The sequence below is a fragment of the Neptuniibacter pectenicola genome (assembly GCF_001597735.1).
GTDB classification, from domain to species: domain Bacteria; phylum Pseudomonadota; class Gammaproteobacteria; order Pseudomonadales; family Balneatricaceae; genus Neptuniibacter; species Neptuniibacter pectenicola.
On sequence record NZ_LUTS01000007.1, the window covers coordinates 132,732 to 158,080 of the forward strand.

The window sequence follows — 25,349 nt, forward strand, 5'->3', positions numbered from 1 at the left end:
CAGGTCCGTTTATTCATGTTCATTAAATCTATAGCCTATGCCGTGCACTGTCTGGATCAGTTTAGGGGCTTTTGCGTCTAACTCAATAACTTTTCGTAATTTAGAGATGTGCTGGTCTAGCGTACGGCTACTTGGTAAATAATCTCTCCCCCAACATTCATTGAATAACATATCTCGATCAACGACTTTGCCTTTTTCACGGTGGAGGAGTTGGAGAATTTTAAGATCCCTAAGGCTCAGTTCAAATGTCATTGCGTCACGTTGCGCTTGTAGTTGGGCAGGCAAAACGTGCAGGTCATTCATCCAGAAGGTTTCAGCGTCCTGTGAAACCTTAGGCTGCGGGGTAGGTCGGCAGCGCCGGGCCACGGCTTTTATGCGGGCGATGACCTCGCGGGTACCAAAGGGTTTTTTTATGTAATCATCAGCCCCGAGCTCTAAGCCTAACACTTGATCAATCTCTTCTGACTTTGCGGTAATAAAGATGACGGGGACCGTCTCATTAAGCTGGCGGATCTTTCTGCATACCGTATAACCGTCCATGATCGGCATCATAATATCGAGTAAGACAAGGTCCGGCTGATGTTTGATATATACGCTTAGCGCTGCCTCACCGTTTTCCGCTTCAAGGCAGGTATAACCCTCATTATCGAGTAGATCGGAAAGCCCCATTCTAATGTTGAGGTCATCTTCTGCGATAAGAATTTTCATAGGTTACCTTTAACGGCTGTGTGGCTTAGGCTGATGGGGGTGTGGAGGCTTAAAAGGAAACAGGCCCCTGAGGGAGTGGATTCCAGAATTAAATCACCGCCATGTTTACGTGCGAGCTCGCGCGCAATACTTAAGCCAATACCGGTGCCGCTGACGCCATCGGTGAGTTTGTTGCTGGCGCGGTAAAACTGATCAAAGATAGAACGGGATGAATACTCATCGATCCCTGGGCCATTGTCATGGATGCGGATAAAGCTGTAATCATGTTCTTGCCAGCATTCGATCTGTAGGGTACCGCTATTGGCTGCATATTTTTCGGTATTACTGAATAAATTATTTAAGATCTGTTCGACGCAGTGAGGGTCTAGTAAAACACTGGTGTCGCATTGGCTTGTGAGCACCGGTTTTATCCCGCGCTGAGTAAAGGCGGGGGTGAAGGCGTCTAAGGTGGTATTAATACAGGCCTGAACTGTGCCCATCTGTAGGGTTAAATCAAGGCTGTCGCGCTCTAGTTTTGAAAAACTGAGCACGTTATCAATTAAGCGGGTGAGTCGTTTGCTCTCGTTATTAATGATACTTAAATAACGCTTCTGTTTAACTTGCTCATCATCAAGCTGGCTCTCCAACATCTCGGTATACATTCGTACATTGGTCAACGGTGTTTTTAGCTCATGGGATACTTGATTGACAAAGTTGACACGCTGGAGGGCTAAGCGTGATTCGCGGGTTTGTTCTCGGTATATGAGCCAGCCGAGTGTGGACAAGCCGCTCAAGGTAATGACTAAAATAAGAAGCTTTTCGAGCCAGTTTTGTTCGGGTTTATTGAGGCTCGTGGTGGCGTAGTCTAAGCGCCAGCTGCCCAGCGGGTGGCTAAGGTTTAAGCTTTTTATCGGCGTTAGTGTGTCGGCAGCTATCGTTGCGTCACCCCATTCGTAACTCAACTCGCCACGGCTATTTTTGAGTGTTATGACGGCGTTGCTCAGTGAATGGTTGGAGGCGATCTCTGATTGATCCGGTAACAGGTTGATAAGATCAGAGAGTAAGCGTGCGCGGCTAATGGCAAACCCAATCACCCGATTATCGGGGGTTGTTTGCCAATAAATATGTTGCAGTTGGGTATTGTTATACCAAGCGATCCAGCCGGAGTCAGTGGGTTCTGCCTTTGGCATCGCCTTAGGCGTAGGTGATGCTACATGACTGTCTGCTGCGACCACCTCTAGTGATGAGGTACTTAAAGGGGGCATTTCTGTTTCGGCGCTGCGGGTGTTTTCCGCTGAGCGGGTTAGGCGCTGTGTTTGGGGCGCTGATTTTAATTGTGCACTATAGGGCGCTTGGGCTATCTGTAATGGTGTTGTGTTCTTCTGGGGCGCTACGCTATTTGCGGTGGGGGGTTGTGTTGTCGTTAGGCTCTCTTGGGTGTGGGCAAAGAGCGTCGGTGTGTCCAGCAACGTTTTTGTTTGTTGCAGAAACTGCAGTTCCTGCGCGGTCGCGTTGTCGTGGCGGGGATAGACCCGCTCCCGTGTTGGGCTAAGAATAAAAATTTGCTCAATATACGGACTGGCTTTAATCAATTGGCGTAGCGCAAGGGGGGAGTGTGAGGTTTCGGTGTCAGAATTAAGTACGGATGCTTCGGATTTTAAGACCGCTTCTAAACGCTGGAAGTGTCCTTGGAACAGGTTATCAACTGACTGGAGTTTAACCTCAACTAAGGCTTGGAATTGATGTTGGATGAGCTGCTGTTGATTTTGTTCTAGACGCACGGATAACCAGCCAAGAATAAGGATTGGTATTAAAATCAGTCCACAGAGTAACAAGGCTGTTTTTTTCAAATCATTCTCACTTTGCTGGTTCAGCCCTCATGTTTATGAGGGCTGTGGTATCGGTGATTAGGTGTTGTGCTTATTTGTCTTAATAGCTTTGCTGTTTCGCACGTTTGAACTGACGCTCTTTCAGCTCTTTACGTTTTTTGCTCCACTCTTGTTCATCATCAAGCTCACTGGCATCTTGGAGCGCTTCCTCTTTTTGCTCGATCAGTTTAGGTGAGGATAAGGTTTGTCCTAAATTATCTAAGTAATCTGCGCTTTTTTGCAAGATGCTTTGTGCGCCTTGAATATCGCCTTGGTCTCTTTTTTCTACCGCTTCACGGTTGAACTCGTTAGCGACCTGTTCTGCGGCGGCCTCATAGGTTTGGGTATCGACGGCGTCATCAATCTTCTTTTGAGAGCGGGTGAAGTTTGCGACTACGTTGCTAGAGAGCTGCTCATTCTGTTTATTAAATAGGTCATTATAGCGAATGTCGACATCGACCAGCTCTAGGTTTGAACGGTCCTCTTGGGCTGGAACCTCGACTTCTAGGATAATAAACTTCTCTTGTTCACTATACAGCTGGTTCATGCGCGTGCTAACCATATTGCCACTGATATCGGCTTCACGTCCTAAAACACGTAAAGGGCGTACACCGTTTTTACACGTTATATGGATCTCTACCCCTTGAGCGACGACTGATAACACATCACCAAACTCATATTGAAAAATCCTAGCGAGGTCCTCTGCATTTTCTACAAAGGCATGGTTACCGTCACTAAAGCCGGCCAGCTGTGTCATTAAATCTTCGTTGTAGCCTAAACCAAGACCAATGGTGGTTACACTGATTCCCTCTTTAGCGAGCGACAAACCTAGCTTACCCAGTTCATTGGGGGTACTTGGGCCAACATTCGCTAAACCGTCGGAGAGAAGGATGACACGGTTGACCTTATTCATATCCAAGAACTTTCGGAGTTCTTGCGAGCCTTTGCTCACGCCGGCAAACAGGGCGGTATTACCACTGGCTTCAATCTGCTGAATGGAGCGCGCAATACGGGCGGTATCGCTGGCTTTGGTTGCGGGTACAACAACATTAACGCGGCTATCGTAACTGACAACCGATACTATATCGTTCGTGCCTAAGCGGTTAATCGCCATGATGGCTGCTTTCTTTGCGTGGTAAAGCTTATCACCCTGCATTGAACCTGACTTATCTAATACGATGGCGATATTAGCGGGGATACGTTCCTGTGGCTGCTCTTGTTTAATGGCTTCTAAGGATATTTTAATAAACGCGTTATGTGTCCGGTCGGCCTCCATTACCGGTGTCGCGAGATTCACTTGAAGGTCGATCTGTTTCGCGTGGGCTAGCGGAGCCAGTGTGCTGCTTAAACATAGAGCAATGAGTAAACGTTTAATCTGAGGTAGGCGATATCTGTTCATGTGGATGTCCTTTATTGATCCCTTTGTTACCTGTAATTTAGGGCAATACCTCCGGTGAAAAGTCAGATAAATCTATCAATGTTGTAAAAGATTTGTAAAAAGTGCCCGTGTTATGCTGTATAGAATAACCCATTCCGAAACCCTGACGATAAAATAGGTGCGGGCTTGCATGAGATTAGATGAGTTTGTTACTGATTTATATCAGTTACAAACTATGCTTAAGTCAACACTATGGATAATGAGTTGAGAAAGGAGCATTAAATGACTATCACGAGTGAATTGATTTGGCAGGATCAACAGCATCAGACGTTATTTCAGTTGATTGATGAAATTAAAGCTGAGCAGGTTGATCTATCTACCTTCACTCGTCTTATCGATTACGCCGAGCACCACTTTTCTTTAGAAGAGTTGTATATGCAACAGCTTAACTACCCCGATTATGAGGCCCACTTTCAGGCACATAATAAGTTTCGTAATGAACTACTGAAAATGCTGGATGGGCACCAAGAGTACACGCCTGAGCTTAGGGAGATGTTGGCGAGCTTTCTTTCGGAGTGGCTAAAGCGACATATCTTTGGGGTCGACAAACGTTTAGAGGCTTATATTTTAGCTTCAGAGCGTAAGTAATATCGCCATATTAGTGTTTTTACTTAAATTAAGTTTGAGTTTTATAAGGCGTTGTTTTAACGTCACCACTGTATCAATTTATAGTGGGAAGCCAGATGGCGCTTATTTGTATTAAATCATTACCGTTTGAAAATGATGTTGATGTGCCCGCCATGATTCGAAGTATTACAGACGATCTGGCTCGGGGTGCTGATATCAGTATTGAACACATAACGGTGACCTGGGAGTTTATTCCTTCGAGGCAGTATGCGGTAGCAGGTTTAATGCCGAGTACTCAACCGCAAAGTGGCAGTCATCCCATTCTTGTCGACCTTCATGCCCCCAGTTTTCATAATGTTAATTGTGTTGAGGCTATGATGGAGTGCATCGCGTTTTCTATCTCTAAGCGTAGCCGCGTGGCTTACAGTAATATCTTTATTAATTACCGTAAAATTAATTCAGGCCATGTTTTTGACCATGGGGATGTGGTGCGTTGGAAGTAGGCTATGCTGAATAAAAAAGAGGCACTTAGCCTCTTTTTTATTGCCTAATTATAGATTAATGCAGCTTCATTTTTGGGCGAACTACTTTACTGACTTTTTCTGCGATATAAACCAGCATCGCTTTAAAAAATCCATGTATGGCTATCTGGTGCATGCGATAGAGCGAGATATAGACAACGCGGGCTATTTTACCTTCGATGAACATGGAGTTCTTCGTTAGGTTCCCCATCAGGCTACCGACGGTGCTGTAGCGACTGAGGTTGACCAGTGAGCCATGATCTTTGTAGACAAATGGCTGCAAGGGCTTACCTTGTAGCTTGAGCTTAATATTTTCTTTAACAAGGGATGCCATCTGGTGAGCTGACTGTGCTCTAGGTGGCACCCAGCTACCATCCTCTTGGGCACATGCACAGCAGTCACCAATCACGAAAATGTTGTCGTGTAGGCTGCTTTGCAGCGTTGGTTTAACCCGAATTTGATTATTTTGTGTTAATTCAAATTTATACAGGTCAGCGATAAAGTCTGGCGCTTTAACCCCCGCCGCCCAGATCATCATATCAGCCTCAATAAGGTCGCCGTCAGCGGTAGTATACCCCTCAGGCGTTGCTGATTTGATCATGGTGTTTTCTTGCACTTGAACGCCAATGTCAGACAGTTCTTTGCGCGCTGAGCTTGAGATCCTTTCAGGCAGGGCCGGTAGAATGCGCGGCCCGGCTTCTATTAAGGTAACTTTTAACTGTTGGGCCGTCATATTGGGTAGGCCGTAAGCACTTAGCATGTCTGTTACATTATGTAGCTCTGCTGACAGCTCGACCCCCGTCGCGCCGCCGCCAACAATGGCGATATTAAGCACACCGTGGTCTTGTTGGTTGATACGCATAAAGTTATTGATCAAGCTTTGGTGAAAACGTTCCGCTTGCTTTGCGGTATCTAAGAAGTAGCAATGTTCTGCAACCCCAGGTGTTTTAAAGTCGTTGCTCACACTGCCAATGGCTAACACCAATGTGTCATATTGGAGGTAGCGCTCAGGCAGGATCACATGACCATTTTCATCGAAGGTTTCGCTTAGGGTCACGGTCTTAGACTCGGTATCTAAATCGGAAAAACTCCCTAACTGAAATTGATAGTGATGCTTGACCGCATGGGCGTGGTAAGTAACCGCATCGGTGCTTGGGTCAAGGGTGCCGGTCGCCACTTCGTGAAGCAGGGGCTTCCAAATATGCGAGCGCTTTTGATCGACCAAGGTCACGGTTATATTGGGTTTTTTTCGATAACGGTGTCCTAGCTGAGTGACCAGCTCTAGTCCACCTGCACCACCACCGATCACTAAGATCTTGTGCGGTTCTGTTGCGTGTGTCATGGGTTGAATCCTCAAAAAAATATGGGATTAGTTACAAACACTTGGCTTGTACGGCTATAACTAATCCCATATCCATTCGCGTTATTATTCGTTGAACATTATGACTTTGGTATTATTCGAGAAAAAAGTAAATCATTAAGGCGGTTATTTAGCTCTAAAGAACGAAACCGCCGGTCAGAAGGTATAATAACTTACCGCTACTTACAGATTAAATGCCGCTTTTAATAAGGCGCGGGTATAGTCGGCTTGCGGGTTAGCAAAGATCTCAGAGGCGTTACCTTGTTCGACAATATCACCCCGGTGTAAGACCATCAGTTTGTGACTCAACGCCTTTACGACGGCTAGATCATGGCTGATGAACAGATAGGTTAACGCGTACTTTGCTTGCAGGTCACGTAAAAGATCAACAATCTGCTTTTGTACGGTTCTATCAAGAGCAGAGGTCGGCTCATCTAATATGATTACGTCCGGCTTTAGCACTAATGCGCGGGCGATGGCGATACGTTGTCGTTGCCCGCCTGAAAACTCGTGGGGGTAACGGTGGCGACTGTCGGGGTCTAAGCCCACCTCATTGAGTGCATCGATGATTAAGGCTTCATGTTGAGCTTTATTATCGGGTTGGTGTATTTGTAAACCTTCAGCAATGATCTCTGAGATCGACATACGCGGGCTGAGGCTGCCAAAAGGGTCTTGGAAAACGATCTGAATCCGGCTGCGAAGGGGTTTTATCTGTTTTTGGTCTAGAGAGGCTAGCTCATGACCGGCAAAGTTGATACCGCCCACGCTGCGAATCAATTTAATGATCGAGAGTCCTAAGGTTGTTTTTCCTGAGCCGGATTCACCTACAATACCAAGTGTCTCGCCTTTATTAATGCTGAGGCTAACATCATTAACCGCTTTGATATGGTCAACCGTTTTTTGGAAGAACCCTTGTTTTACCGGAAACCACACCCTCAAGTTATCGGTGCTCAGTAGGGGCTCACAGATCGCCGGTAGGGGAGCAGGCTCGCCAGAGGGGTCTGCATTTAAAAGCATTTTGGTGTAGCTATGCTGAGGGTTGGCAAACAGTGTTTCTGTGGATGCGCTTTCTACTTGCGCCCCTTGGTACATTACGCATACATGATGGGCGTAGCGTTTTACGATATTAAGATCATGGGTGATCAGTAATATGGACATGCCCAGCTTTTGTTGCAGCGATTGGAGTAACTGCAATATTTGCTCTTGTATTGTAACGTCGAGAGCGGTGGTCGGCTCATCCGCAATCAAGAGTTCAGGATCATTCGCTAATGCCATCGCGATCATAACACGTTGTCGCTGACCGCCTGAGAGCTCATGTGGGTAGCTCTTTAGTCGTTTGTGAGCATCGTTAATGCCGACCAAGTCTAACAGCTCTAAAATGCGCACTTGGGCTTGTTTACCCGTCATACCTCTATGGAGCAGCAAGGTTTCACCTATCTGCTTTTCAATCGTGTGTAGAGGATTAAGTGAGGTCATCGGCTCTTGAAAGATGACACTGATCTTATCGCCCCGCATCTGACACATTTGGCGCTCATTTAGCGCAAGCAGATTTTTGCCGTTATAAAAAATCTCTCCGCTGGGATGGCTGGCTTTAGGGTAGGGTAGCAACTTAAGTATCGACATGGCCGAAACGGATTTGCCTGAGCCTGATTCGCCGACCAAGGCCAAGGTCTTCCCCTTAGGAATATCAAAATTAATCTGTTTAACCGCATCCACAGGTTGTTGATTATCTTGCTCAAAGCGCACTGATAAATCACGAACGCTAAGCAGAATCTCATTCTGGCTGCCGTGGTTTTCGTTATGGTTCATTAGAGTCTCGGTTTCCATCATGACACTTTCCTTGGATCAAAGGCGTCACGGACCGCTTCACCAATAAAGATTAAGAGAGTCAGCATTATGGATAGTGTCATAAATGCAGTAATTCCAAGCCAAGGTGCGTGAAGGTTTGTTTTACCTTGTGAGACGAGTTCACCTAATGATGGACTGCCCGGAGGGAGGCCAAACCCTAAAAAATCTAGGGCGGTTAGGGTTACCACCGATCCATTAAATACAAAAGGCATAAAGGTCAGTGTGGCAACCATGGCATTGGGCAGTATATGTCTGAACATAATCATTCGGTTATCTAAGCCTAATGCGCGTGCTGCCCGTACATATTCAAGGTTACGCCCCCGTAAGAATTCGGCGCGTACTACATCCACCAATTGCATCCAAGAGAAGAGCAGCATTATACCTAAGAGCCACCAGAAATTAGGCTCCACAATGCTGGCTAAAATGATTAATAGAAAGAGTACCGGTAAGCCAGACCAGATTTCGATAAAGCGTTGGAAAAATAGATCGATCTTGCCGCCGTAATAGCCCTGTATCGCACCGGCGATAACCCCAATGATTGAACTGGCTATGGTTAAGACTAAGGCAAAGAGAATAGAAATTCTAAAACCATAGATAACGCGTGCGAGCACATCACGGGCTTGGTCATCTGTACCGAGTGGATTTTCCCAACTAGGTGGTGAAGGGGCGGGTACCGGTAGGTCATAATTGATGGTGTTGTAGTTGTAACGAATGAGGGGCCAAACAATCCAGCCTTGCCCTCCGTCTTCTATCAAACTTTGGATATAAGGGTCTTTGTAGTCCGCTGGGCTTTCGAATTCACCACCAAAGGTTAACTCGGTATATTCGGTCACAACGGGGAAATAAAGGTCGCCCTTATAAGCCACAACGAGAGGGTTGTCATTGGCAATCAGTTCGGCAAAGAGTGAGAGCAAAAACAGCGCCGTAAATAACCATAAAGACCAGTAGCCACGTCGGTTATTCTTGAAATTTTCAATACGGCGTTGATTGAGAGGGCTCATTTTGCTGAGCGACGGTGTATTTGAAATAAGGGCCATGATTACTGCTCCCTGCTTTCAAAGTCGATTCTGGGATCGACAAAGACGTAGGTAATGTCGCTGATCAATTTTAGAATCAGACCTATGAGTGTAAAGATAAATAAGGTGCCAAAGATTACCGGGTAATCCCGATTGATAACCGCCTCGTAGCCCAGCAGGCCAATGCCATCCAGTGAGAAGATCACTTCAATTAGCATGGAGCCGGTAAAGAAAATCGAGATAAGCGCCGCTGGCATTCCGGCAATAATAATGAGCATCGCGTTTCGGAATACATGGCCGTAAAGCACCTGATTTTCTTTTAGTCCTTTAGCGCGGGCGGTCAGAACATATTGCTTATTAATTTCGTCTAAAAAGGAGTTTTTGGTCAGCATGGTTAATGTTGCAAAACTACCGATAACCGACGCAAACACAGGTAACGTAATATGCCAGAAATAGTCTTTTATCTGACCGAAAAGGCTCAGCTCATCAAAATTAGGTGAGGTTAGCCCTCGGAGAGGAAACCAATCTAACCAGCTCCCGCCGGCAAAAATAACGATCAATAAAATAGCAAACAGGAAGTTAGGAATCGCATAACCCACAATGATGACACTGCTGCTCCATATATCGAAAGGGGTGCCGTCACGTACGGCTTTACGAATACCTAATGGGATGGATACGAGGTAGGTGATCAGGGTTGCCCACAGTCCAAGGGAGATAGAAACCGGAAGCTTTTCGATAATTAGCTCAATAACGGTTTTATCGCTGAACAGGCTTTTGCCGAAATCAAATACAGCATAGCTTTTTAGCATCTGCCAAAAGCGTTCATGTGCGGGTTTGTCAAAACCGTAGAGGGCCTCGATCTCTTTTACTAACTCAGGATCAAGTCCACTGGCGCCGCGGTAGGAACTCTCACTGCTGTTCGTGGCGGGCTGATTGGTTGATAGATCGCTTTGAGCGCCACTGATCCTAGCGGTTGCGCCTACGCTGATCCCTTGTAGTTGGGCGATTGTTTGTTCAACGGGGCCGCCTGGCGCTGCTTGAATAATCAAAAAGTTGATCGTTAATATGCCAATAAGTGTCGGTATGATTAGCAGCAAGCGCCGCAGGATATACGCGGCCATCACTTAACGTCCTTTTCAGGTTTGATCCACCAGGTATTAAATCCTAGGTCATATTTAGGACGGATGTTTGGCATTTCAAATTTATCCCAATAGGCGACCCGGTATTTATTAATGTGGTATTGCGGAATGACATAGTGATTCCACTGCAACACACGGTCTAAAGCGCGAGTTCTATAGACCAGCTGTTCACGGTTAGGTGATTGGATCAGTTGATCTACTAAATAATCAATGGCCGGGTTTTGAATACCGATTAAGTTTCGGCTGCCTTCTTTATTAGCGCTTGATGAGTGCCAATAATCCCGTTGTTCATTGCCGGGTGATGAGGACTGTCCAAAGCCGCTGACGACAATATCAAAATCATAACTGCGTAGGCGGGCAATATATTGTGAAACATCAATTAAGCGGATATTTGCTTTAATGCCTAAACGCTCTAAATTACGGATAAAGGGCGAAACGACCCGCTCAAATGCGGGCGAGTAGAGCAGCATCTCTATTGATAACTGTTTGCCGGTTTCCGCGTTGACTAGTTTCCCTGCTTTAAAGATCCAGCCAGCGTCTTGAAGTAAACGACGGGCTTCCCGCAGTTGTGTATAAATTTTGCCATCACCCTTTGTTTCAGGTGCTTTGTAAACCTGTGTGAACACCTCGGGTGGGACTTGGTCACGTACGGGCTCTAATATGGCTAGCTCTTCAGGGGTGGGTAGCTCAGTGGCCGCCATTTCTGAGTTAGAGAAGAAACTGTGTGTACGGGTGTAGGCATTAAAAAAGATATTTTTATTGGTCCATTCAAAATCAAAGGCGAGGGCAAGTGCGCGGCGAACCCGTGGGTCGGCGAATTGTTCGCGACGGTTGTTGATCACAAAGGCTTGCATGCCCGTTGGATTTTGATGTTCGAGCTCGGTCGTTTTTATACGACCGTCATCAAAGGCATTGCCACTATAGCTTGTGGCCCAACGTTTTGATGAGTTCTCTTGGCGAAAATCATATTCGCCCGCTTTAAAGGCTTCTAGGGCAACGGTGCCATCACGATAATAGTCAAAAATAAGCGTATCAAAATTGTTATAGCCGACTTTAACCGGAAGTTCTTTTGCCCAGTAGTTAGGGTTACGTTTATAGGTAATGCTGCGGCCTGCATCAAAAGAGTCGATGGTGTAAGGGCCCGATCCAACCGGTATATCTAATGAGGGTTTTTGAAACGCTTTATCTTGCCAATAATGTTTGGCGAGGATAGGTACTTCACCCACAATTAACGCTAGCTCACGGTTGAGTGTGTTTTTGAAGGTGAATTTTACCCGGTGTGGGTTAAGCGCTTCAATTTTATCGATATCGGCATAGTAGGATTTATAAAAGGGCGCCCCTTCTGTACGCAGTAAATTAAAACTAAAAACTACGTCTTCTGCGGTTAACGGGTGGTTGTCACTGAAGGTAGCGGTGGGTCTAAGGTTAAAGATAATCCAACTGCGGTTATTAGGTACTTCTATGCTTTCAGCCAGTAAACCGTAGAGAGAGAAGGGTTCATCAAGCGCGCGGCTTAATAGGGTGTCATATATCAGGCCTAACCCGTCGGCGGCGTTACCTTTAACAATAAACTGATTAAAACTATCAAAGGTACCGATGGCCGATTGGATAACCTGACCCCCTTTAGGCGCCTTTGGGTTTACATAATCAAAGTGTTTGAATCCCGGTGGGTATTTAAGGTCGCCATGCATTGAGATGCCATGTGCAACTTGAACTGAATCTGCGGGAACGGAGGCGGACAAAACGGCTAAAGTGCATCCGATAGCGGTTAGCAGTTTTGTACTAAAACGTAACGTGATAACAGGTAAGTTGAGCAATAGGTTTTCCTTCTCGAAATGCTTTTGGGGGCTTACTTATAATAATCCAGTCAACTAGCTTGTGTACTTAATTCTTCGACGCGTAAAATCGAATGAAAACATAAGCCTATTCGGCCTGCAAATATGACAGCTTAGTGATCAGTTTGTTCAAACTGTTCTGCAAAATCAGTGAGTTGCTGGTGGTAATGTTTTCGTTTTACTTTCTGTTTTATTAGCTCCTGATGCTTGCGGGTGAGAAAGTTATGTTTCTCTGGGTTATCGCCCGCCAGGCCTTTTATGAGATCTTGGTCCATCCACCGTTGAATGCGTTTAAACAGTACAAGCTTAAACGCGATCGCAAGTACGGTGCTGATGAAAATGATGATATAGGCTGTTATATCCATGATCTATCCCGTTTTAGTCGACTAAACCTACTGGGTACGTGTTACATCAACGTATAGGGTTAGGCGTTGGCCAGGTTTTAAATACTTGGCTTTGTCTAGGTTATTCCAGTGTAGGATGTCGGCAATGCGGACGTTAAATTTTCCGGCAATTCTCGCCAGCGAATCACCGCTACGTACCTTATAGCCCACTTTACGGATGATCTGACGCTCAGCACTGCTTAAGACGGATTGGGTCGGCTTGCTCCAGATGACTAAGCGTTTACCTGTTGGTAGTGCATCCCCCGGTGCCATGCTATTCCAGTTAGCTAACTGACGTACCCCTACATTATGTTTTTTGGCGATGCTCCAGAAGCTATCACCGCTTTTAACGGTGTAATAGGTATCTTTTCTGTCGGTGCTTCTTGAGATGCTTTTTTGCTTTTGAATATGGCGCTGGTGCTGGCTCAATGCATATTCGCTAGCTTGCTGGCTGGCTGTAGGAACAAGAATCGTCTTGCCTGCACGAATACTGTTGCCATTAATGTTGTTGGTCTTGCGAATTAAGCTCACGGTGGTTTCAAACCTTTTAGCGATCGCGATGAGCGAGTCACCCGATTTGATTTTGTAACGTGTCCATTTGACCCGTTCCGAGGCGGGAAGCGCTGTTAGCGCCTGTGTAAACTGGTCTGCATGCTCAACGGGAATTAATAGGCGATGGGGGCCTTCAGGTGCGGTTGCCCAGCGGTTGAAACCTGGGTTAAGGAGATAAAGCTCCTTTGTAGAGATACCCGCCATAGATGCTGCTTGGGCGAGGTCGATCTGGCTATGGGTATCAATCGCAGAAAAGTAGGGTTGGTTGCTGATCGGTTGTAGGGCGAGATCGTATTGCTCAGCATTTTTAATCAGTTCGGCGATGGCCAGTAGCTTAGGTACGTAAGCCATGGTCTCTTTCGGTAGGTTGAGAGACCAGAAATCAGTTGCTTTGCCTTGGCGTTTATTGCGCTTGATCGCGAGTGATACATTGCCGCCGCCCGCATTGTAAGCGGCCAGTGCTAAGAGCCAATCCCCGTCAAAACGTTTATTCAATTGCGCTAGATAAGTATAAGCGGCATCAGTCGAACTGATAATATCTCGGCGTCCGTCATACCACCAGTTTTGCTTTAAGCCGAAATGCTTGCCTGTTGATGGGATGAATTGCCATGCCCCTGCAGCTCGGCCATGGGAGTATGCAAATGGATCAAATGCACTTTCAACAATGGGAAGTAGGGCAAGCTCTGCGGGGATGCCGCGCTCTATGGCTTGCGTCAAAATATGGTAATAGTAAGGCTCGGCACGTTTAACAACCCGGTCCATATATTTTGGGTGCTTGCTAAACCACTGAAGTTGAGATTGTACGCGTGGGTTATCAAGGTAGAGATCAAGGGTCATATGATCTCGGGTCACCTGCCAAAGGTCCGTTGGCTGGGTGTTATCTGCATGTTGAAGGGATGGCTCGGTTGTTGTCGCAGTCGTCGCATCAGCGCTCGGTGCTTCAGTGAATTCAAGATTATGCGCGCTGAGTGATGCCGGTTTCTCAGTAACAGTTTGACAGCCTGTCAGTACCAAACCTGATAGCAGAAAGGAGAAGACCGTTTTGTTGGATATGTGCATAGTGCTCCGAGTACTCTGGAGGTGAAAAAATGATTCATTCTAACAGTGGCCAACTGACGGTCAATAGGTCTATCTCTTTTGTTGCATAATGTTGATTAGAATTGGTTTTTCCATTCGCGGATCGCGGCTAATACTTCTACCGCCGAGTGTGGTTTTTTTGCACTAAAGAGGCCCGCGGCATGAACAATTGATTCATGCTGTGTACGCATAAAGGGGTTGATCTTTTTTTCTTCAGCGATGCTTGTTGGCAGGGTGGGTTTGTTTTGCTCACGAAGCTGTTTGCAGCGTTGAATGGTCAATTGAATATCGTTGTTGTCTGGTTCGACGGCCGCGGCAAAGTCTAGGTTGGCAAGGGAGTACTCATGGGTGCAATAGACCTCAGTATTGTCGGGGAGTGTGTTGAAGTAGTCCATGGCTTGTAGCATCTGTTTAGGCGTGCCTTCAAATAAGCGCCCGCAGCCTGCGAGGAATAACGTATCGCCACAAAAGAGCTGTGATTGCCCATTGTTGACCCAGTAGCTAATATGATCGAGGGTATGGCCTGGGATTTCACGGACGCTGAATGTGTTGCCTAGTAGCTCAAATTGATCATTATTACGCAGTTTTACCGTGCTTCCCTTGAAGGGAGAGTCGGAGGGGCCGTATACAGGAATATCCCTGTGAGCCATTAGTTCAGCTACACCGCCGGTATGGTCATGGTGGTGATGGGTAATCAGTATGGCTGCTAAGGTGAGGTTGTTATCTGATAGGTAGTTTTCCACGACCTGTGCATCACCGGGATCAACAACAGCGATCTTGTTTTCTCCCGCGGCTGAAATGGCCCAGATATAGTTATCAGTAAAGGCGGGGATCGGGGTGATTGTTAACATTTCAGGACCTCAAACAAAATTGTAATTTGCAGTAGCGTAAAAGAGATATAATACTGCTTATATTATGTTGAACCAGTATTTATTTGGGAAAACTCATGAGCTTTCGGAAACAGCCATCTATTGAACTATTAGCGCCTCAATTAAAAGAGTGGTTCGATTCTGAGCTTGGGGCCGAATTTTTAAAGGCCGAAAAAACAACCGTTGATCGCATCGTTTCAACGCTATTTGGTATGCACTTGGTGCAGTTTTCGGTTGATTCACGTGTGACCTTGTTTGATAAAAGTCCGGTCTCTCATTGTTTTTCCGTGGTTCCGACCATCGATTTAGGGTTGTCTGAAAACAATATTGTTGCGAACAATGATGAAATTCCTCTCGCCCATGAGAGTGTGGATGTGGTGATCCTTCATCATGCATTAGATTTTACCGACTCTCCCCATCAGGTGCTACGTGAGGCATCCAGAGTGCTGCGACCGGGGGGGCATGTGGTTATTGTTGGATTCAACCCTAATAGTTACTGGGGATTGAACCATTTATTCGGTTGCAGTAAACACGCCGCACCTTGGTGTGGGCATTTTATTAGTCATGGCCGGCTATCCGATTGGTTACAATTGTTAGAATTGACTGAACTACAGCACCTTTCGGGTTATCATCGGCTTCCATTTGAACAATATAAGTGGCGTAAACGCTTTCGTATGTTAGATGGTCTGGCAGATCGCTTTCCCGGCCATCATGGTGCGTTTTCGGTCTTGCTTGCCAGAAAAGATATAGCAGGGATGACCCCTTTGCGTTCAGGCTGGGGGCTTCGTCGTTTGATTTCAATTCCTGTAGTAGAACCGTCTGCTAGGGGAACATTAAGGGAAACACGTGAACATCGTTGAGATTTATACTGATGGTGCCTGTAAAGGTAATCCAGGGCCCGGTGGTTGGGGTGCAGTCATGCGCTATGGCGGCGCGGAGAAACAGCTGTGTGGTGGTGAGCCAGATACTACCAACAACCGCATGGAGTTGATGGCGGCGATTAAAGCGCTGGAAACGTTAAACCGCCCTTGTGAGGTTATTCTTACAACCGATTCACAATATGTTCGACAAGGCATTACTGAGTGGCTCGCGGGCTGGAAGCGTAAAGGGTGGAAAAACTCTCAGAACAAACCGGTGAAAAATGCGGATCTATGGAAACGTCTCGACCTTGCTGTTCAGCCCCATACAATTGATTGGCGTTGGGTAAAAGGGCATAGCGGCCACCCAGAAAACGAATTGGCAGATCAGTTAGCAAATAAAGGTGTTGAGGAGTTAAGTAAGGTATGAGGCAGATCGTTCTTGATACGGAAACCACAGGTCTGGAGCCCTCTGAAGGCCATAACATTATTGAAATCGGGTGTGTGGAGATGCTTAACCGCCGTTTAACAGGGCGGACTTACCATCAATACATAAAACCGGATCATGCTATCGATGCAGAAGCGATGCAGGTGCATGGTATTACCAATGAGTTTTTAGCCGATAAGCCTAAGTTTCATGAAATCATGGATGAGTTTGTTGAATTTATCCGTGGGGCTGAACTGGTTATTCATAATGCCGCGTTTGATATTGGCTTTATTGATGCGGAGTTTGAGCGGAACAATTTTGCTGAGCGGGTTAGGCATTTTTGTCCAGTAACCGACTCCTTATTACTGGCACGAAAACGCCACCCAGGGCAAAAGAACAATCTTGATGCGTTATGTAAGCGTTATGGTATTAACAATGCTCACCGTGAGTTACATGGTGCCCTGCTTGACTCGGAAATACTGGCAGATGTTTATTTAGCATTAACGGGTGGGCAGACTAACTTGTCTTTAGCGTCTGAGCTTGACGGCGGTGAAGAGGGTGGAATAACCCGTATAGCCGGCGCGGACGATCTACCACAGATCGCCTTGTCTGACGAAGATATCAAACTTCATGCCGATTTTTTACAGATGTTAGATAAGAAAACCGGTGGTGAATGTCAATGGTTACATAACCATGAGACAGCGGATAGCTAATGCTTTTCTGGCTGTGATTAGACAAAAAAGCTCCGCAGATGCGGAGCTTTTTTTTTGGGTGTTACCCCTTAATGGGCCATGATTAATGCAGTGTAGGCGGTGATACTCATAACAATAGTATAAGGTAATGCCATCAGTACCATGCGACCATAAGATAAACGGATGAGCGGGGCGATTGCCGAGGTCAGCAAGAATAGAAAGGCTGCTTGACCATTAGGGGTTGCCACGCTTGGAATATTGGTCCCGGTGTTAATTGCGATAGCCAATACATCGAAATGCTCGCGAGTAATACTGCCCGCTTCGTATGCCGCAACAACCTCATTAATATAGACCGTCGCCACAAACACATTATCACTGATCGCCGATAAAACCCCATTGGCGATAAAGAATACGCCCGGTTGTGAATCAGGGTCCATCTTCAATACAGACTCAATGATCGGTTGGAATAGGTGCTGATCATGGATCACGGACACGATGGAGAAGAAAACAACCAGCAGTGCGGTAAAGGGTAGTGCCTCTTCGAAGGCTTTACCGATTTGGTGCTCTTCTACAATGCCGTTAAATGCGGTTAGCAAGATAATAATGGTTAGGCCAATAATACCTACCGCAGCAAGATGTAGTGCCAGTGCAATGACGAGAAAAACGGCAACAATCGCTTGGATCAATAGGGCTGCTTTATCGCGTTTTGTACGCTTAGCATCCTCTTCACCTGCATAATCAACCAGTACATTGCGAACATTTTCGGGCAATAATGTGCCGTAACCGAGTACTTTGAACTTTTCGAGTAAGGCGCAAGTTAGCAGGCCTGCGATGAGCACCGGCATGGTTATCGGCGCCATTAAAACAAAGAACTGAATGAAATCCCAACCGGCTTTTTCGGCAATCAAAAGGTTTTGAGGTTCGCCGACGAGGGTACATACACCGCCCAGTGCTGTGCCTACCGCGCCATGCATAAGTAGGCTTCGTAGAAACGCTCGGAACTGCTCTAGATCCTCTTCATGGTTGTGTTGAACCGCATTATCATCCGCATGGTCATGATCTGGATGATGGTAGGTTTTACCGGAGGCGACCTTGTGGTAAACCGCATAAAAGCCAACCCCAACACTAATCAGTACCGCGGTAACGGTTAATGCGTCAAGAAACGCAGACAGTAAAGCCGCTGAGAAAGAGAAGAGAAGGGAGATTGCAATCTTCGATTGGACCTTAAGTAAGATCTTAGTAAATACCCACAACAGCATGCTCTTCATGAAGTAGATACCCGCCACCATGAACATCAGTAGCAGAATAACTTCGAGGTTTGCTTCAACCTCGTGAGACACTGATTCTGGGCTCGCAAGTCCAATAACGATCGCTTCGATTGCGAGTAGACCGCCGGGTTGAAGTGGGTAACACTTGAGAGCAAGTGCTAAGGTAAAGATAAATTCAAAGATTAATAACCAACCCGTGACAACAGGTCCCATGGTGAACAGGATAATTGGGTTTAAGATTAGAAACCCAATGATGGCTTGTTTGTACCAGACGGGGGAGTTCCCCAAAAAGTTTTTAACGAGTGCTTGTGGTAGCGAGTTTGTCATTGATTGTTCTTCCCTATGCCAGAACAGCCAGTATTAAGGAGCTATAATAGTTGAAATTATGACTTTGCTTGTTTTTTATAATGTTGCTAAGACTAACAGTTGAGGTCTAAAAGCAGAAGACTAAACTCCTGTCTTAGCGCATGTTTTTGCTGTTTTAGTGTGGATGATCGTTTAAGTTTGGTTCTAAATTTGTGTAATGATTTAAATGCTAGGTTAATTTAAGGAGGTATTATCGTTGTCTGATTCTAATTGTATCTATCTATTGGCGTCGAATGAGCACTTAATCGGCACCGCCTCAGGTGTGATGACATTTAGTGCGGAGGATCTAACGGATATCCCTTTAATCGCCAGTTACCCACTGGGGCTCATTGATCATGCTAATTACCGTGTGGGGATCGTTGCTGAGGGCGATCTACCAGAACAGGTTGATCAAGATGCACTGTGTGGACTAAGAACAATGCTTGCCTCGGTTGAGGATGAGACGACATATACGCTGCTCTCTTCGGCGGCCCAGATTGTTATATGGCATGAGTCGTTCAAATTTTGCCCCCGTTGTGCGGCTCCACTGCATGCCCATTCAGGTGAGCTTGCTAAGGTCTGTAGTAGCTGTGCCCATCGCCAGTATCCGAGAATATCCCCGTGTATTATTGTGTTAGTTAGAAAGGGGGGTCAGTGTTTGTTAGCCCATGCGAGTAAATTTGCACCCGGGCGTTACAGCGCCCTGGCGGGATTTATTGAAGCGGGAGAAAGCGCTGAACATGCGGTGGTCAGAGAGGTGAAAGAGGAGGTCGGGATTACTGTGAAAAACCTCACCTACTGTTTTAGCCAGTCATGGCCGTTTCCGCACTCCTTTATGTTGGGTTATATGGCTGAATATGAAAGCGGTGATATTACTCCGGATGGCGAAGAGATTTTAGATGCTGACTGGTTCTCTGCCAGTAACTTACCGGTACTGCCGCCTAAATTTACTATAGCGCGAAGGCTGATTGACCGCTTCTTAGTTGATATAGGGGAAACCTTACCGGAAGACTCAACGCTGTTTTTCGCGGCTGAATAACTTGCTCAGCTTAGTGGCAAGCATCACGTTGCCTTCAGCGCGTAGCTTGCCTGTCATAAAAGCACTCATACCATCTTTCTGACCCGTTATTACGTCGACCATGGTTTCTGCATCCATAATCAACGTGACATTGGGGTCTGGGTGTTCGCCCTCATGTATGCTGCATGCGCCTTCGGCGATAGTGATATGGAAATCCTGTTCATCATCGAGTGTGAATTGAAAGGTGGCTTCAAAATCGGTTGCGTTTTCTTTAACAAAGCGGCTGGGTAGTTTTTCAATAACGTTTGCAACAGTGATGTTATGGCTCATGACAGAGAAGTCTCAAACTGGGTGGGTAACTGATAGAAATATGATACATTAGCGCTCTTCAAACTTACTAGTTTATTTCGGAGTTTTCTCGGTGATTGAGTTTCTAAGTGAATACAGTCTTTTTCTTGCAAAAGCAGTAACTATTGTCTTTGCTGTACTCGCTGTTGTGGTTGGTATTGCGATCGTGTCAACGCGGTCACGTAAAGAGGGCAAACAAGGCGACATTGAGGTGATTCATTTTAATGATGAGCTTGCTGAAATGAAAGAAGCCTTAGAGGGCTCGATCCTTGATGAGTGTGAGCTGAAGGCGATGCTCAAAGAGGAAAAGAAAAAAGCGAAGGCTGATAAGAAGGCCCAGAAGAAAGCACCGCCTGCGGATGATCAGCCCCGTCGTAAACGTATTTTTGTTCTAGATTTTGATGGGGATATTAAAGCCAGTGAGGTTGAGCCTCTACGCCAAGAGATCTCGGCGGTCTTACTGATGGCTGAGAAGCAAGATGAAGTGCTTATTCGCTTAGAAAGCCCCGGTGGTATGGTGCATGAGTATGGTCTAGCGTCATCACAAATTGAGCGCATTAAACGCAAAGAGATCCCCCTCACTATCTGTGTTGATCGGGTTGCTGCGAGTGGCGGATATATGATGGCGTGCTTGGCTGATAAGTTGTTAGCTGCACCGTTTGCCATTGTCGGCTCAATTGGTGTTATTGCTCAGTTACCTAATTTCCACCGCTTGCTAAAAAAGAACGATATTGATTATGAAGTATTAACCGCGGGCGAGTATAAACGTACGCTGACGGTGTTTGGCGAGAATACAGATAAAGGTCGAGAAAAGTTTGTCGAAGAGCTGGAAGAAACCCATGAGCTGTTTAAAAACTTTGTTCATGAGTACCGCTCGGGTGTTGATATAGATAAAGTCGCAACCGGCGAGATCTGGTTTGGTAAACAGGCATTAGCGGTTAATTTAGTCGATGAGCTGATGACCTCTGATCAATATATGATGGATGCTGCAGATGACGCTGATATCTATATTGTGCGTTATGAGCAGAAAAAATCTTTCCAAGAAAAGATTTCTGAATTAGCGGTGTCCTCCAGTGACAAAGTTTTGTTGCGCTGGTGGGGGCGTTTAACGCAATCCAAAATTTGGAGTCGTTAAGCCGTTTGATCTGTTCGGGTTCTACATTTTGCTATGACTGACGGTTTTTGTTAGTCATAGCTTGATTAGTAGATGGATTTTTTTATTATAATTTGTCACTATCTGTTTTAAACGCCAGTTTGGAGCTTGGATGAATCATAAAGGAACATCTGCGAGTATTATCAAGGCTGCAGAAATCCTGTTTGCGGAGCAGGGGTTTGCTGAGACAACTGTTCGTCAAATTACCAGCAAGGCTGATGTTAATTTAGCGGCGATCAATTATCACTTTGGTTCTAAAAAAGGGTTGATTCAAGCGGTGGCTGAGAAATTTTTGACGCCCCTGTGCACTGAATTAACCTCAATGTTAGAGCAGCGCCAGTCGTCTACGGATGCCGGTCAGGTAACCTTAGATGAGTTGCTCGAGATTTTGATGCGCACGCTCTTAGTCGTCAACCGTGATAATGTAAATGCATTGGCGGTATTTATGCGTTTGCTTGAACTCTCATATATGCAAAATCAAGAAGAGTTGCGTGAGTTTCTTGTCGCTCGTTATCAAGATACCTTGCAACCCTTTATTCTACTACTGCGTGAAGATGCCGCGCCGATGGAAGATGATGAGTTCTTCTGGCGACTCCATTTTTTATTGGGTTCAATCACCTTTACGTTGTCTAATTTTCAAACCCTTCATACGATCGAGAAACGTGAATATCAACGTGGTGCTGAGGTAGAGAAGATCCTCCATCGTATGATTCCTGTACTGTCTGCTGGTTTACAGGCGCGTGCGGATAAAACCTATTTTTGTCGCGTTTAACCCTATGCTTGAGGTTCACATCTCTATTAGTCGTCAGCAGTTATCACTGGTTGACGGATCTAAGGTCGTTGCTACTTACTCGATTTCTACTGCGCTAAATGGGGCGGGGGAGCAGAAAAATAGTGGCTGTACACCGCGGGGAAAACACTACATTCGAGCAAAAATAGGGGCAGATTTGCCCCTGAATGCTGTTTTTGTTGGACGTCGATTCACCGGTGAAATCTATTCTTCTGAGCTGGCCCGTTCATTTCCCAAGCGAGACTGGATACTGACCCGTATTTTATGGCTATCCGGGTGTGAGCGGGGATTTAATCGTCTTGGTAATAGCGATAGTATGCAGCGGTATATTTATATTCATGGCACCCCCGATTCCGAACCTATGGGCGTTGCGCGCTCTCATGGTTGCGTGCGTATGCGTAATTCAGACATGCTTGAGCTGTTTGATTTGGTTTCCTGTGGAACGCCGGTTTTTATTCAAGAGTAAGTAATTAGGCTTATCTATGATGCAAGCTTCCCTGTTTCTTGATTTAGATGGTATTGAGCTGACGTCAGCTGAATCTAAATTATTGCAGCACCCCCTGATCGGCGGCGTTATTCTTTTTGGGCGAAATACAGAGTCTGCCAGTCAAGTTAAGGTCTTAGTCAAACAGATCCGTGAGCTACGTCCAGACGTTATTATCAGTATTGATCAAGAGGGTGGACGGGTACAGCGCTTAAAAGAGGGGGTTACGCTGCTGCCGCCGGTACAGTGTGTCTATGACCTATTTAACGTTGATAAGGCAGAGGGTGCGCGCGCAGCGGCTCAGTTGGGTTATTTGATGGCTGCCGAGATGCGCCTTTTAGATATTGATCTGAGTTTTGCGCCGGTGTTAGATGTCGATTATGGGCGTAATACAGTGATTGGTAATCGTGCTTTTGCAACGGACTATCAAGCCGTGACGCCGTTGTCGGAGGCTTATATTTCGGGTATGGCTGATGCGGGCATGGCCGCGACAGGTAAGCACTTTCCCGGGCATGGCTGGGCGAATGCGGACACCCATCATGGGGATGCGGTTGATGACCGTTCTTTCTCCCAGCTCTGGGATACTGACATGCAGCCCTTTAAACGGGCGATAGATAACGGGATGGAGGCGATGATGTTTGCTCATGTGCTCTACCCTGAGTGCGATGCGGCGCCCGCCGGTTACTCGACCTTTTGGATGCAGAAAATATTGCGAGAGCGGCTTGGTTTTAGCGGTATTATTTTTAGTGATGACCTGAGTATGAAGGCAGCGCATAGTGTGGGTGGTTATGCGCAGAGAGCCGAAAAAGCGTTGCAGGCAGGGTGTCAGGCGATACTGTGTTGTAATGATCGAACAGGTACAATGGAGATCTTGGCATATCTAGAGACTTCAGGCTGTACGCCATTGTCGGAGCTCGTTAAATTGAAAGGTTCAGATTGGACTGTAGAGCATGAAAGATTAGCGTCTGCGCGTCTTTTAGCAAAAAAATTGATGGATAACGGAAAATGATAGAGCTACTGAATCAGTTATTGACTGAATATTTACCTTCGTATGACGCCTCCGCGTGGATGATCTTGTCGGTTGCGATCTGTGTGGCAGCGGTTGTAGCTGATATTGTAACGCGCGTTTTGCTGGGCCAGCTGATGGGGCAAGCAGAAAAGACAAAGATGCTATGGGATGATGTGATCCTTAATGCCTTTAGTCGTCCGTTGTTGTTTCTCATTTGGTTGAGCGCAGGGTACTGGCTGGTACAGATTTTCCAAGCGCATTTATCAATCCAAGTGCTGGATGATGATAGTCCGCTGCCTCGTTCAGTGCTGATTATCATTATTGCGTGGTCGTTTTTCCGCTTCCTTAATGGGATTGAAGAAGTCTTGGTGATGCCTGACCGTATGGTTAAGCCCATGGACCCGACAACGGTGGGGGCGCTTGGCCGTTTAGTTCGTCTGATCCTGTTAGTTATTATCATCATGATTGTGATGCAAAACTACGGTTACAGCATCTCAGGTATTCTCGCCTTTGGGGGTATTGGGGGTATCGCTGTTGGTTTTGCGGCTAAGGATATTTTGGCCAACTTTTTTGGTGGCTTAATGATCTATCTGGATCGGCCGTTTAAAGTGGGTGATTGGATCCGCTCTCCGGATAAGCAGATTGAAGGGACGGTAGAGGATATCGGCTGGCGTCAAACTCGCATCCGTACGTTTGATAAACGGCCTTTGTATGTACCTAACGCAACCTTTGCTAATATATCGGTGGAAAATCCATCCCGTATGACAAACCGTCGTATCTATGAGTACGTGGGTGTGCGTTATGATGATTCGGCTCAGTTGACCGGTATTATTGCTGAGGTTAAAAGTATGTTGTTAGCGCATCCTGAGATCGATACAAAACAAACGTTAATCGTTAATTTTGACCGCTTTGGGCCGTCATCGTTAGACTTTTTTATCTATACCTTTACAAAAACAACGAACTGGATCCGCTTTCACGAGATCAAGCAGGATGTGATGGTCAATGTGATGAATATTATTGAGAAGAATGGCGCATCAATCGCCTTTCCAACAACGACTGTTCACTTGGCGAGCCAGCCTCCTTTTGCAATGGATGAGCCTGCGCTAGGGAAAGAGTTTGCAGAACCTCGTTAGTTAAGTACCCATAAGCCCCGCGCGCAGGGGCTTATGGGTGTTGTCAGCGGGCGAGGTTTATTCGCGCTCTCTGACTGCAAAAATCCCCGGGGCGTTTCGCCAATAGCCTTTGTAATCCATGCCGTAGCCAAAGACGTAGCGATCTTCAATTTCAAGACCAATAAAGTCGGCTTGTAGTACTGGTGTCGCTGTGGGGGTGCGGTTGTGGTTCTTGTGTACAAGTACCGCTACCTTCACTTCGCTGGCCCCTTCTGCGTGACAATAGTTCACAATCTCTGTCAGGGTTATGCCCTCATCAAATATGTCATCAACGATGAGTACCGCTCGTCCTTTAACGTCAATTTGGGGTTTCATGAGCCATTCAAGGCTGTGGCCTGATGTTGTATTGCGATAGCGCGTTGCATGTAGATAGCCCGCTTCAAGCGGGAAGTTTAGCTTTGTCAGTAGCTTTCCTCCCACTACTAGGCCGCCATTTAATACGGGGAAGACTACGGGCGTTTTATCCGCCATATCTTCAGTGACCAGTGCTGCCAATTTGTTGATTGCCTGCTCGACCTCCGCCTCGCTGTAGAGAAGGTCTGCTTGGATGTAAACGCGTTTTATCTCTTCCTCATCTATTTTAGGCATGATGGTTTTTCTCTTTAATCGGATATGAAAAAGCCCAG

At 46.2% G+C, this 25,349-nt stretch carries 25 protein-coding genes; 11 read left to right on the plus strand and 14 right to left on the minus strand.

What is annotated here, in order from left to right; genetic code table 11:
- Positions 1-9: 9 nt before the first annotated feature.
- The 3 genes from A3773_RS10845 to A3773_RS10855 all read right to left on the minus strand — a co-directional run bounded on the left by A3773_RS10845 (position 10) and on the right by A3773_RS10855 (position 3,954).
- A complete protein-coding gene (locus A3773_RS10845) occupies positions 10-708 on the minus strand; it encodes a response regulator transcription factor (protein ID WP_067985891.1) in 699 nt (232 codons plus the stop codon).
- Positions 705-2,537 carry a sensor histidine kinase gene (locus A3773_RS10850; protein WP_067985893.1) on the minus strand — a complete coding sequence of 611 codons (1,833 nt, stop codon included), beginning with the start codon at positions 2,535-2,537 and terminating at the stop codon, positions 705-707. Before A3773_RS10850 ends, A3773_RS10845 begins: the two co-directional genes overlap by 4 nt.
- 79 nt (positions 2,538-2,616) lie before the next feature.
- The gene (locus A3773_RS10855; RefSeq protein WP_067985895.1) at positions 2,617-3,954 is read right to left on the minus strand and encodes a vWA domain-containing protein; all 1,338 of its coding nucleotides are present in this window, start codon (positions 3,952-3,954) and stop codon (positions 2,617-2,619) included.
- A 261-nt stretch (positions 3,955-4,215) separates the two neighbouring features.
- Here A3773_RS10855 and A3773_RS10860 point away from each other — a divergent pair, with 261 nt between their 5' ends.
- Positions 4,216-4,581, plus strand: a complete 366-nt coding sequence (locus tag A3773_RS10860) for a hemerythrin family protein (protein WP_067985897.1) — start codon at positions 4,216-4,218, stop codon at positions 4,579-4,581.
- A gap of 95 nt (positions 4,582-4,676) precedes the next feature.
- Positions 4,677-5,063 (plus strand): hypothetical protein, encoded by a 387-nt coding sequence (locus A3773_RS10865; RefSeq protein ID WP_067985899.1) that lies wholly within the window; start codon positions 4,677-4,679, stop codon positions 5,061-5,063.
- Between the two features lie 55 nt (positions 5,064-5,118).
- Here the strand turns inward: A3773_RS10865 and A3773_RS10870 are convergent, their stop codons facing one another.
- From A3773_RS10870 to gloB, 8 genes are all read right to left on the minus strand, one after another.
- Positions 5,119-6,423, minus strand: coding sequence for an NAD(P)/FAD-dependent oxidoreductase (locus A3773_RS10870; protein WP_067985902.1), 1,305 nt, complete (start codon positions 6,421-6,423; stop codon positions 5,119-5,121).
- Between the two features lie 201 nt (positions 6,424-6,624).
- Positions 6,625-8,271 carry an ABC transporter ATP-binding protein gene (locus tag A3773_RS10875; RefSeq protein WP_231902189.1) on the minus strand — a complete coding sequence of 549 codons (1,647 nt, stop codon included), beginning with the start codon at positions 8,269-8,271 and terminating at the stop codon, positions 6,625-6,627.
- Entirely contained in the window at positions 8,268-9,326 is a 1,059-nt protein-coding gene (locus A3773_RS10880) for an ABC transporter permease (RefSeq protein WP_067985905.1), read from the minus strand. The genes A3773_RS10875 and A3773_RS10880 overlap by 4 nt, the downstream gene beginning before the upstream one ends.
- A 2-nt stretch (positions 9,327-9,328) precedes the next feature.
- On the minus strand, positions 9,329-10,426 hold the full coding sequence (locus tag A3773_RS10885; protein WP_067985907.1) for a microcin C ABC transporter permease YejB: 1,098 nt from the start codon (positions 10,424-10,426) through the stop codon (positions 9,329-9,331).
- A complete protein-coding gene (locus A3773_RS10890) occupies positions 10,426-12,261 on the minus strand; it encodes an extracellular solute-binding protein (protein WP_231902190.1) in 1,836 nt (611 codons plus the stop codon). The genes A3773_RS10885 and A3773_RS10890 overlap by 1 nt, the downstream gene beginning before the upstream one ends.
- Before the next feature lie 131 nt (positions 12,262-12,392).
- Positions 12,393-12,644: a hypothetical protein gene (locus A3773_RS10895; RefSeq protein WP_067985909.1), complete on the minus strand. Its 252-nt coding sequence runs from the start codon at positions 12,642-12,644 to the stop codon at positions 12,393-12,395.
- 27 nt (positions 12,645-12,671) lie between these two features.
- A complete protein-coding gene (locus A3773_RS10900) occupies positions 12,672-14,273 on the minus strand; it encodes a lytic transglycosylase (protein WP_067985911.1) in 1,602 nt (533 codons plus the stop codon).
- A gap of 95 nt (positions 14,274-14,368) precedes the next feature.
- Complete coding sequence (gloB, locus tag A3773_RS10905) at positions 14,369-15,142, minus strand: hydroxyacylglutathione hydrolase (RefSeq protein WP_067985913.1); 774 nt, start codon at positions 15,140-15,142, stop codon at positions 14,369-14,371.
- 95 nt (positions 15,143-15,237) lie between these two features.
- Here gloB and A3773_RS10910 point away from each other — a divergent pair, with 95 nt between their 5' ends.
- Genes A3773_RS10910 through dnaQ form a run of 3 tightly spaced genes read left to right on the plus strand, consistent with a single transcriptional unit; the run spans position 15,238 to position 17,157 of the window.
- Positions 15,238-16,020 carry a class I SAM-dependent methyltransferase gene (locus tag A3773_RS10910; protein ID WP_067985914.1) on the plus strand — a complete coding sequence of 261 codons (783 nt, stop codon included), beginning with the start codon at positions 15,238-15,240 and terminating at the stop codon, positions 16,018-16,020.
- Complete coding sequence (rnhA, locus tag A3773_RS10915) at positions 16,007-16,447, plus strand: ribonuclease HI (RefSeq protein WP_067985916.1); 441 nt, start codon at positions 16,007-16,009, stop codon at positions 16,445-16,447. The genes A3773_RS10910 and rnhA overlap by 14 nt, the downstream gene beginning before the upstream one ends.
- On the plus strand, positions 16,444-17,157 hold the full coding sequence (gene dnaQ, locus A3773_RS10920) for a DNA polymerase III subunit epsilon (RefSeq protein WP_067985918.1): 714 nt from the start codon (positions 16,444-16,446) through the stop codon (positions 17,155-17,157). The genes rnhA and dnaQ overlap by 4 nt, the downstream gene beginning before the upstream one ends.
- Positions 17,158-17,225: 68 nt before the next feature.
- Here dnaQ and nhaB read toward each other — a convergent pair whose 3' ends face one another.
- A complete protein-coding gene (gene nhaB / locus A3773_RS10925) occupies positions 17,226-18,731 on the minus strand; it encodes a sodium/proton antiporter NhaB (RefSeq protein ID WP_067985920.1) in 1,506 nt (501 codons plus the stop codon).
- A gap of 235 nt (positions 18,732-18,966) precedes the next feature.
- Between nhaB and nudC the strand changes: the two genes are divergently transcribed.
- Positions 18,967-19,788, plus strand: coding sequence for an NAD(+) diphosphatase (gene nudC, locus A3773_RS10930; RefSeq protein WP_067985921.1), 822 nt, complete (start codon positions 18,967-18,969; stop codon positions 19,786-19,788).
- Here nudC and A3773_RS10935 read toward each other — a convergent pair.
- On the minus strand, positions 19,762-20,097 hold the full coding sequence (locus A3773_RS10935) for an SCP2 sterol-binding domain-containing protein (RefSeq protein ID WP_067985923.1): 336 nt from the start codon (positions 20,095-20,097) through the stop codon (positions 19,762-19,764). The two genes, nudC and A3773_RS10935, sit on opposite strands and share 27 nt — an antisense overlap.
- Positions 20,098-20,188: 91 nt before the next feature.
- On the opposite strand from A3773_RS10935, the gene sohB reads away from it, so the two are divergent.
- The 5 genes from sohB (at position 20,189) to A3773_RS10960 (ending at position 24,684) form a co-directional block, all read left to right on the plus strand.
- The gene (gene sohB, locus A3773_RS10940; RefSeq protein ID WP_082800606.1) at positions 20,189-21,250 is read left to right on the plus strand and encodes a protease SohB; all 1,062 of its coding nucleotides are present in this window, start codon (positions 20,189-20,191) and stop codon (positions 21,248-21,250) included.
- Positions 21,251-21,380: 130 nt separating this feature from the next.
- Positions 21,381-22,040 (plus strand): TetR/AcrR family transcriptional regulator, encoded by a 660-nt coding sequence (locus tag A3773_RS10945; RefSeq protein ID WP_067985925.1) that lies wholly within the window; start codon positions 21,381-21,383, stop codon positions 22,038-22,040.
- Between the two features lie 4 nt (positions 22,041-22,044).
- A complete protein-coding gene (locus tag A3773_RS10950) occupies positions 22,045-22,524 on the plus strand; it encodes a L,D-transpeptidase (protein ID WP_067985927.1) in 480 nt (159 codons plus the stop codon).
- 16 nt (positions 22,525-22,540) lie between these two features.
- Complete coding sequence (gene nagZ, locus A3773_RS10955) at positions 22,541-23,551, plus strand: beta-N-acetylhexosaminidase (protein ID WP_067985930.1); 1,011 nt, start codon at positions 22,541-22,543, stop codon at positions 23,549-23,551.
- Complete coding sequence (locus A3773_RS10960) at positions 23,548-24,684, plus strand: mechanosensitive ion channel family protein (RefSeq protein ID WP_067985932.1); 1,137 nt, start codon at positions 23,548-23,550, stop codon at positions 24,682-24,684. Before nagZ ends, A3773_RS10960 begins: the two co-directional genes overlap by 4 nt.
- 57 nt (positions 24,685-24,741) lie before the next feature.
- On the opposite strand, the gene A3773_RS10965 is transcribed toward A3773_RS10960, so the two are convergent.
- Positions 24,742-25,311: a hypoxanthine-guanine phosphoribosyltransferase gene (locus A3773_RS10965; RefSeq protein WP_067985934.1), complete on the minus strand. Its 570-nt coding sequence runs from the start codon at positions 25,309-25,311 to the stop codon at positions 24,742-24,744.
- Positions 25,312-25,349: the final 38 nt, after the last annotated feature.

Bases quoted from the DNA above. Each gene is read 5' to 3' on its own strand.
- A3773_RS10965 (WP_067985934.1), bottom strand. From the start codon at position 25,311: ATGCCTAAAATAGATGAGGAAGAGATAAAACGCGTTTACATCCAAGCA.
- gloB (WP_067985913.1), bottom strand. From the start codon at position 15,142: ATGTTAACAATCACCCCGATCCCCGCCTTTACTGATAACTATATCTGG.
- dnaQ (WP_067985918.1), top strand. From the start codon at position 16,444: ATGAGGCAGATCGTTCTTGATACGGAAACCACAGGTCTGGAGCCCTCT.
- A3773_RS10860 (WP_067985897.1), top strand. From the start codon at position 4,216: ATGACTATCACGAGTGAATTGATTTGGCAGGATCAACAGCATCAGACG.
- A3773_RS10875 (WP_231902189.1), bottom strand. From the start codon at position 8,271: ATGATGGAAACCGAGACTCTAATGAACCATAACGAAAACCACGGCAGC.
- A3773_RS10845 (WP_067985891.1), bottom strand. From the start codon at position 708: ATGAAAATTCTTATCGCAGAAGATGACCTCAACATTAGAATGGGGCTT.
- A3773_RS10870 (WP_067985902.1), bottom strand. From the start codon at position 6,423: ATGACACACGCAACAGAACCGCACAAGATCTTAGTGATCGGTGGTGGT.
- A3773_RS10960 (WP_067985932.1), top strand. From the start codon at position 23,548: ATGATAGAGCTACTGAATCAGTTATTGACTGAATATTTACCTTCGTAT.
- A3773_RS10945 (WP_067985925.1), top strand. From the start codon at position 21,381: ATGAATCATAAAGGAACATCTGCGAGTATTATCAAGGCTGCAGAAATC.
- A3773_RS10885 (WP_067985907.1), bottom strand. From the start codon at position 10,426: ATGGCCGCGTATATCCTGCGGCGCTTGCTGCTAATCATACCGACACTT.
- nhaB (WP_067985920.1), bottom strand. From the start codon at position 18,731: ATGACAAACTCGCTACCACAAGCACTCGTTAAAAACTTTTTGGGGAAC.
- A3773_RS10865 (WP_067985899.1), top strand. From the start codon at position 4,677: ATGGCGCTTATTTGTATTAAATCATTACCGTTTGAAAATGATGTTGAT.
- A3773_RS10855 (WP_067985895.1), bottom strand. From the start codon at position 3,954: ATGAACAGATATCGCCTACCTCAGATTAAACGTTTACTCATTGCTCTA.
- A3773_RS10910 (WP_067985914.1), top strand. From the start codon at position 15,238: ATGAGCTTTCGGAAACAGCCATCTATTGAACTATTAGCGCCTCAATTA.
- A3773_RS10900 (WP_067985911.1), bottom strand. From the start codon at position 14,273: ATGCACATATCCAACAAAACGGTCTTCTCCTTTCTGCTATCAGGTTTG.
- nagZ (WP_067985930.1), top strand. From the start codon at position 22,541: ATGATGCAAGCTTCCCTGTTTCTTGATTTAGATGGTATTGAGCTGACG.
- A3773_RS10895 (WP_067985909.1), bottom strand. From the start codon at position 12,644: ATGGATATAACAGCCTATATCATCATTTTCATCAGCACCGTACTTGCG.
- A3773_RS10950 (WP_067985927.1), top strand. From the start codon at position 22,045: ATGCTTGAGGTTCACATCTCTATTAGTCGTCAGCAGTTATCACTGGTT.
- A3773_RS10880 (WP_067985905.1), bottom strand. From the start codon at position 9,326: ATGGCCCTTATTTCAAATACACCGTCGCTCAGCAAAATGAGCCCTCTC.
- A3773_RS10935 (WP_067985923.1), bottom strand. From the start codon at position 20,097: ATGAGCCATAACATCACTGTTGCAAACGTTATTGAAAAACTACCCAGC.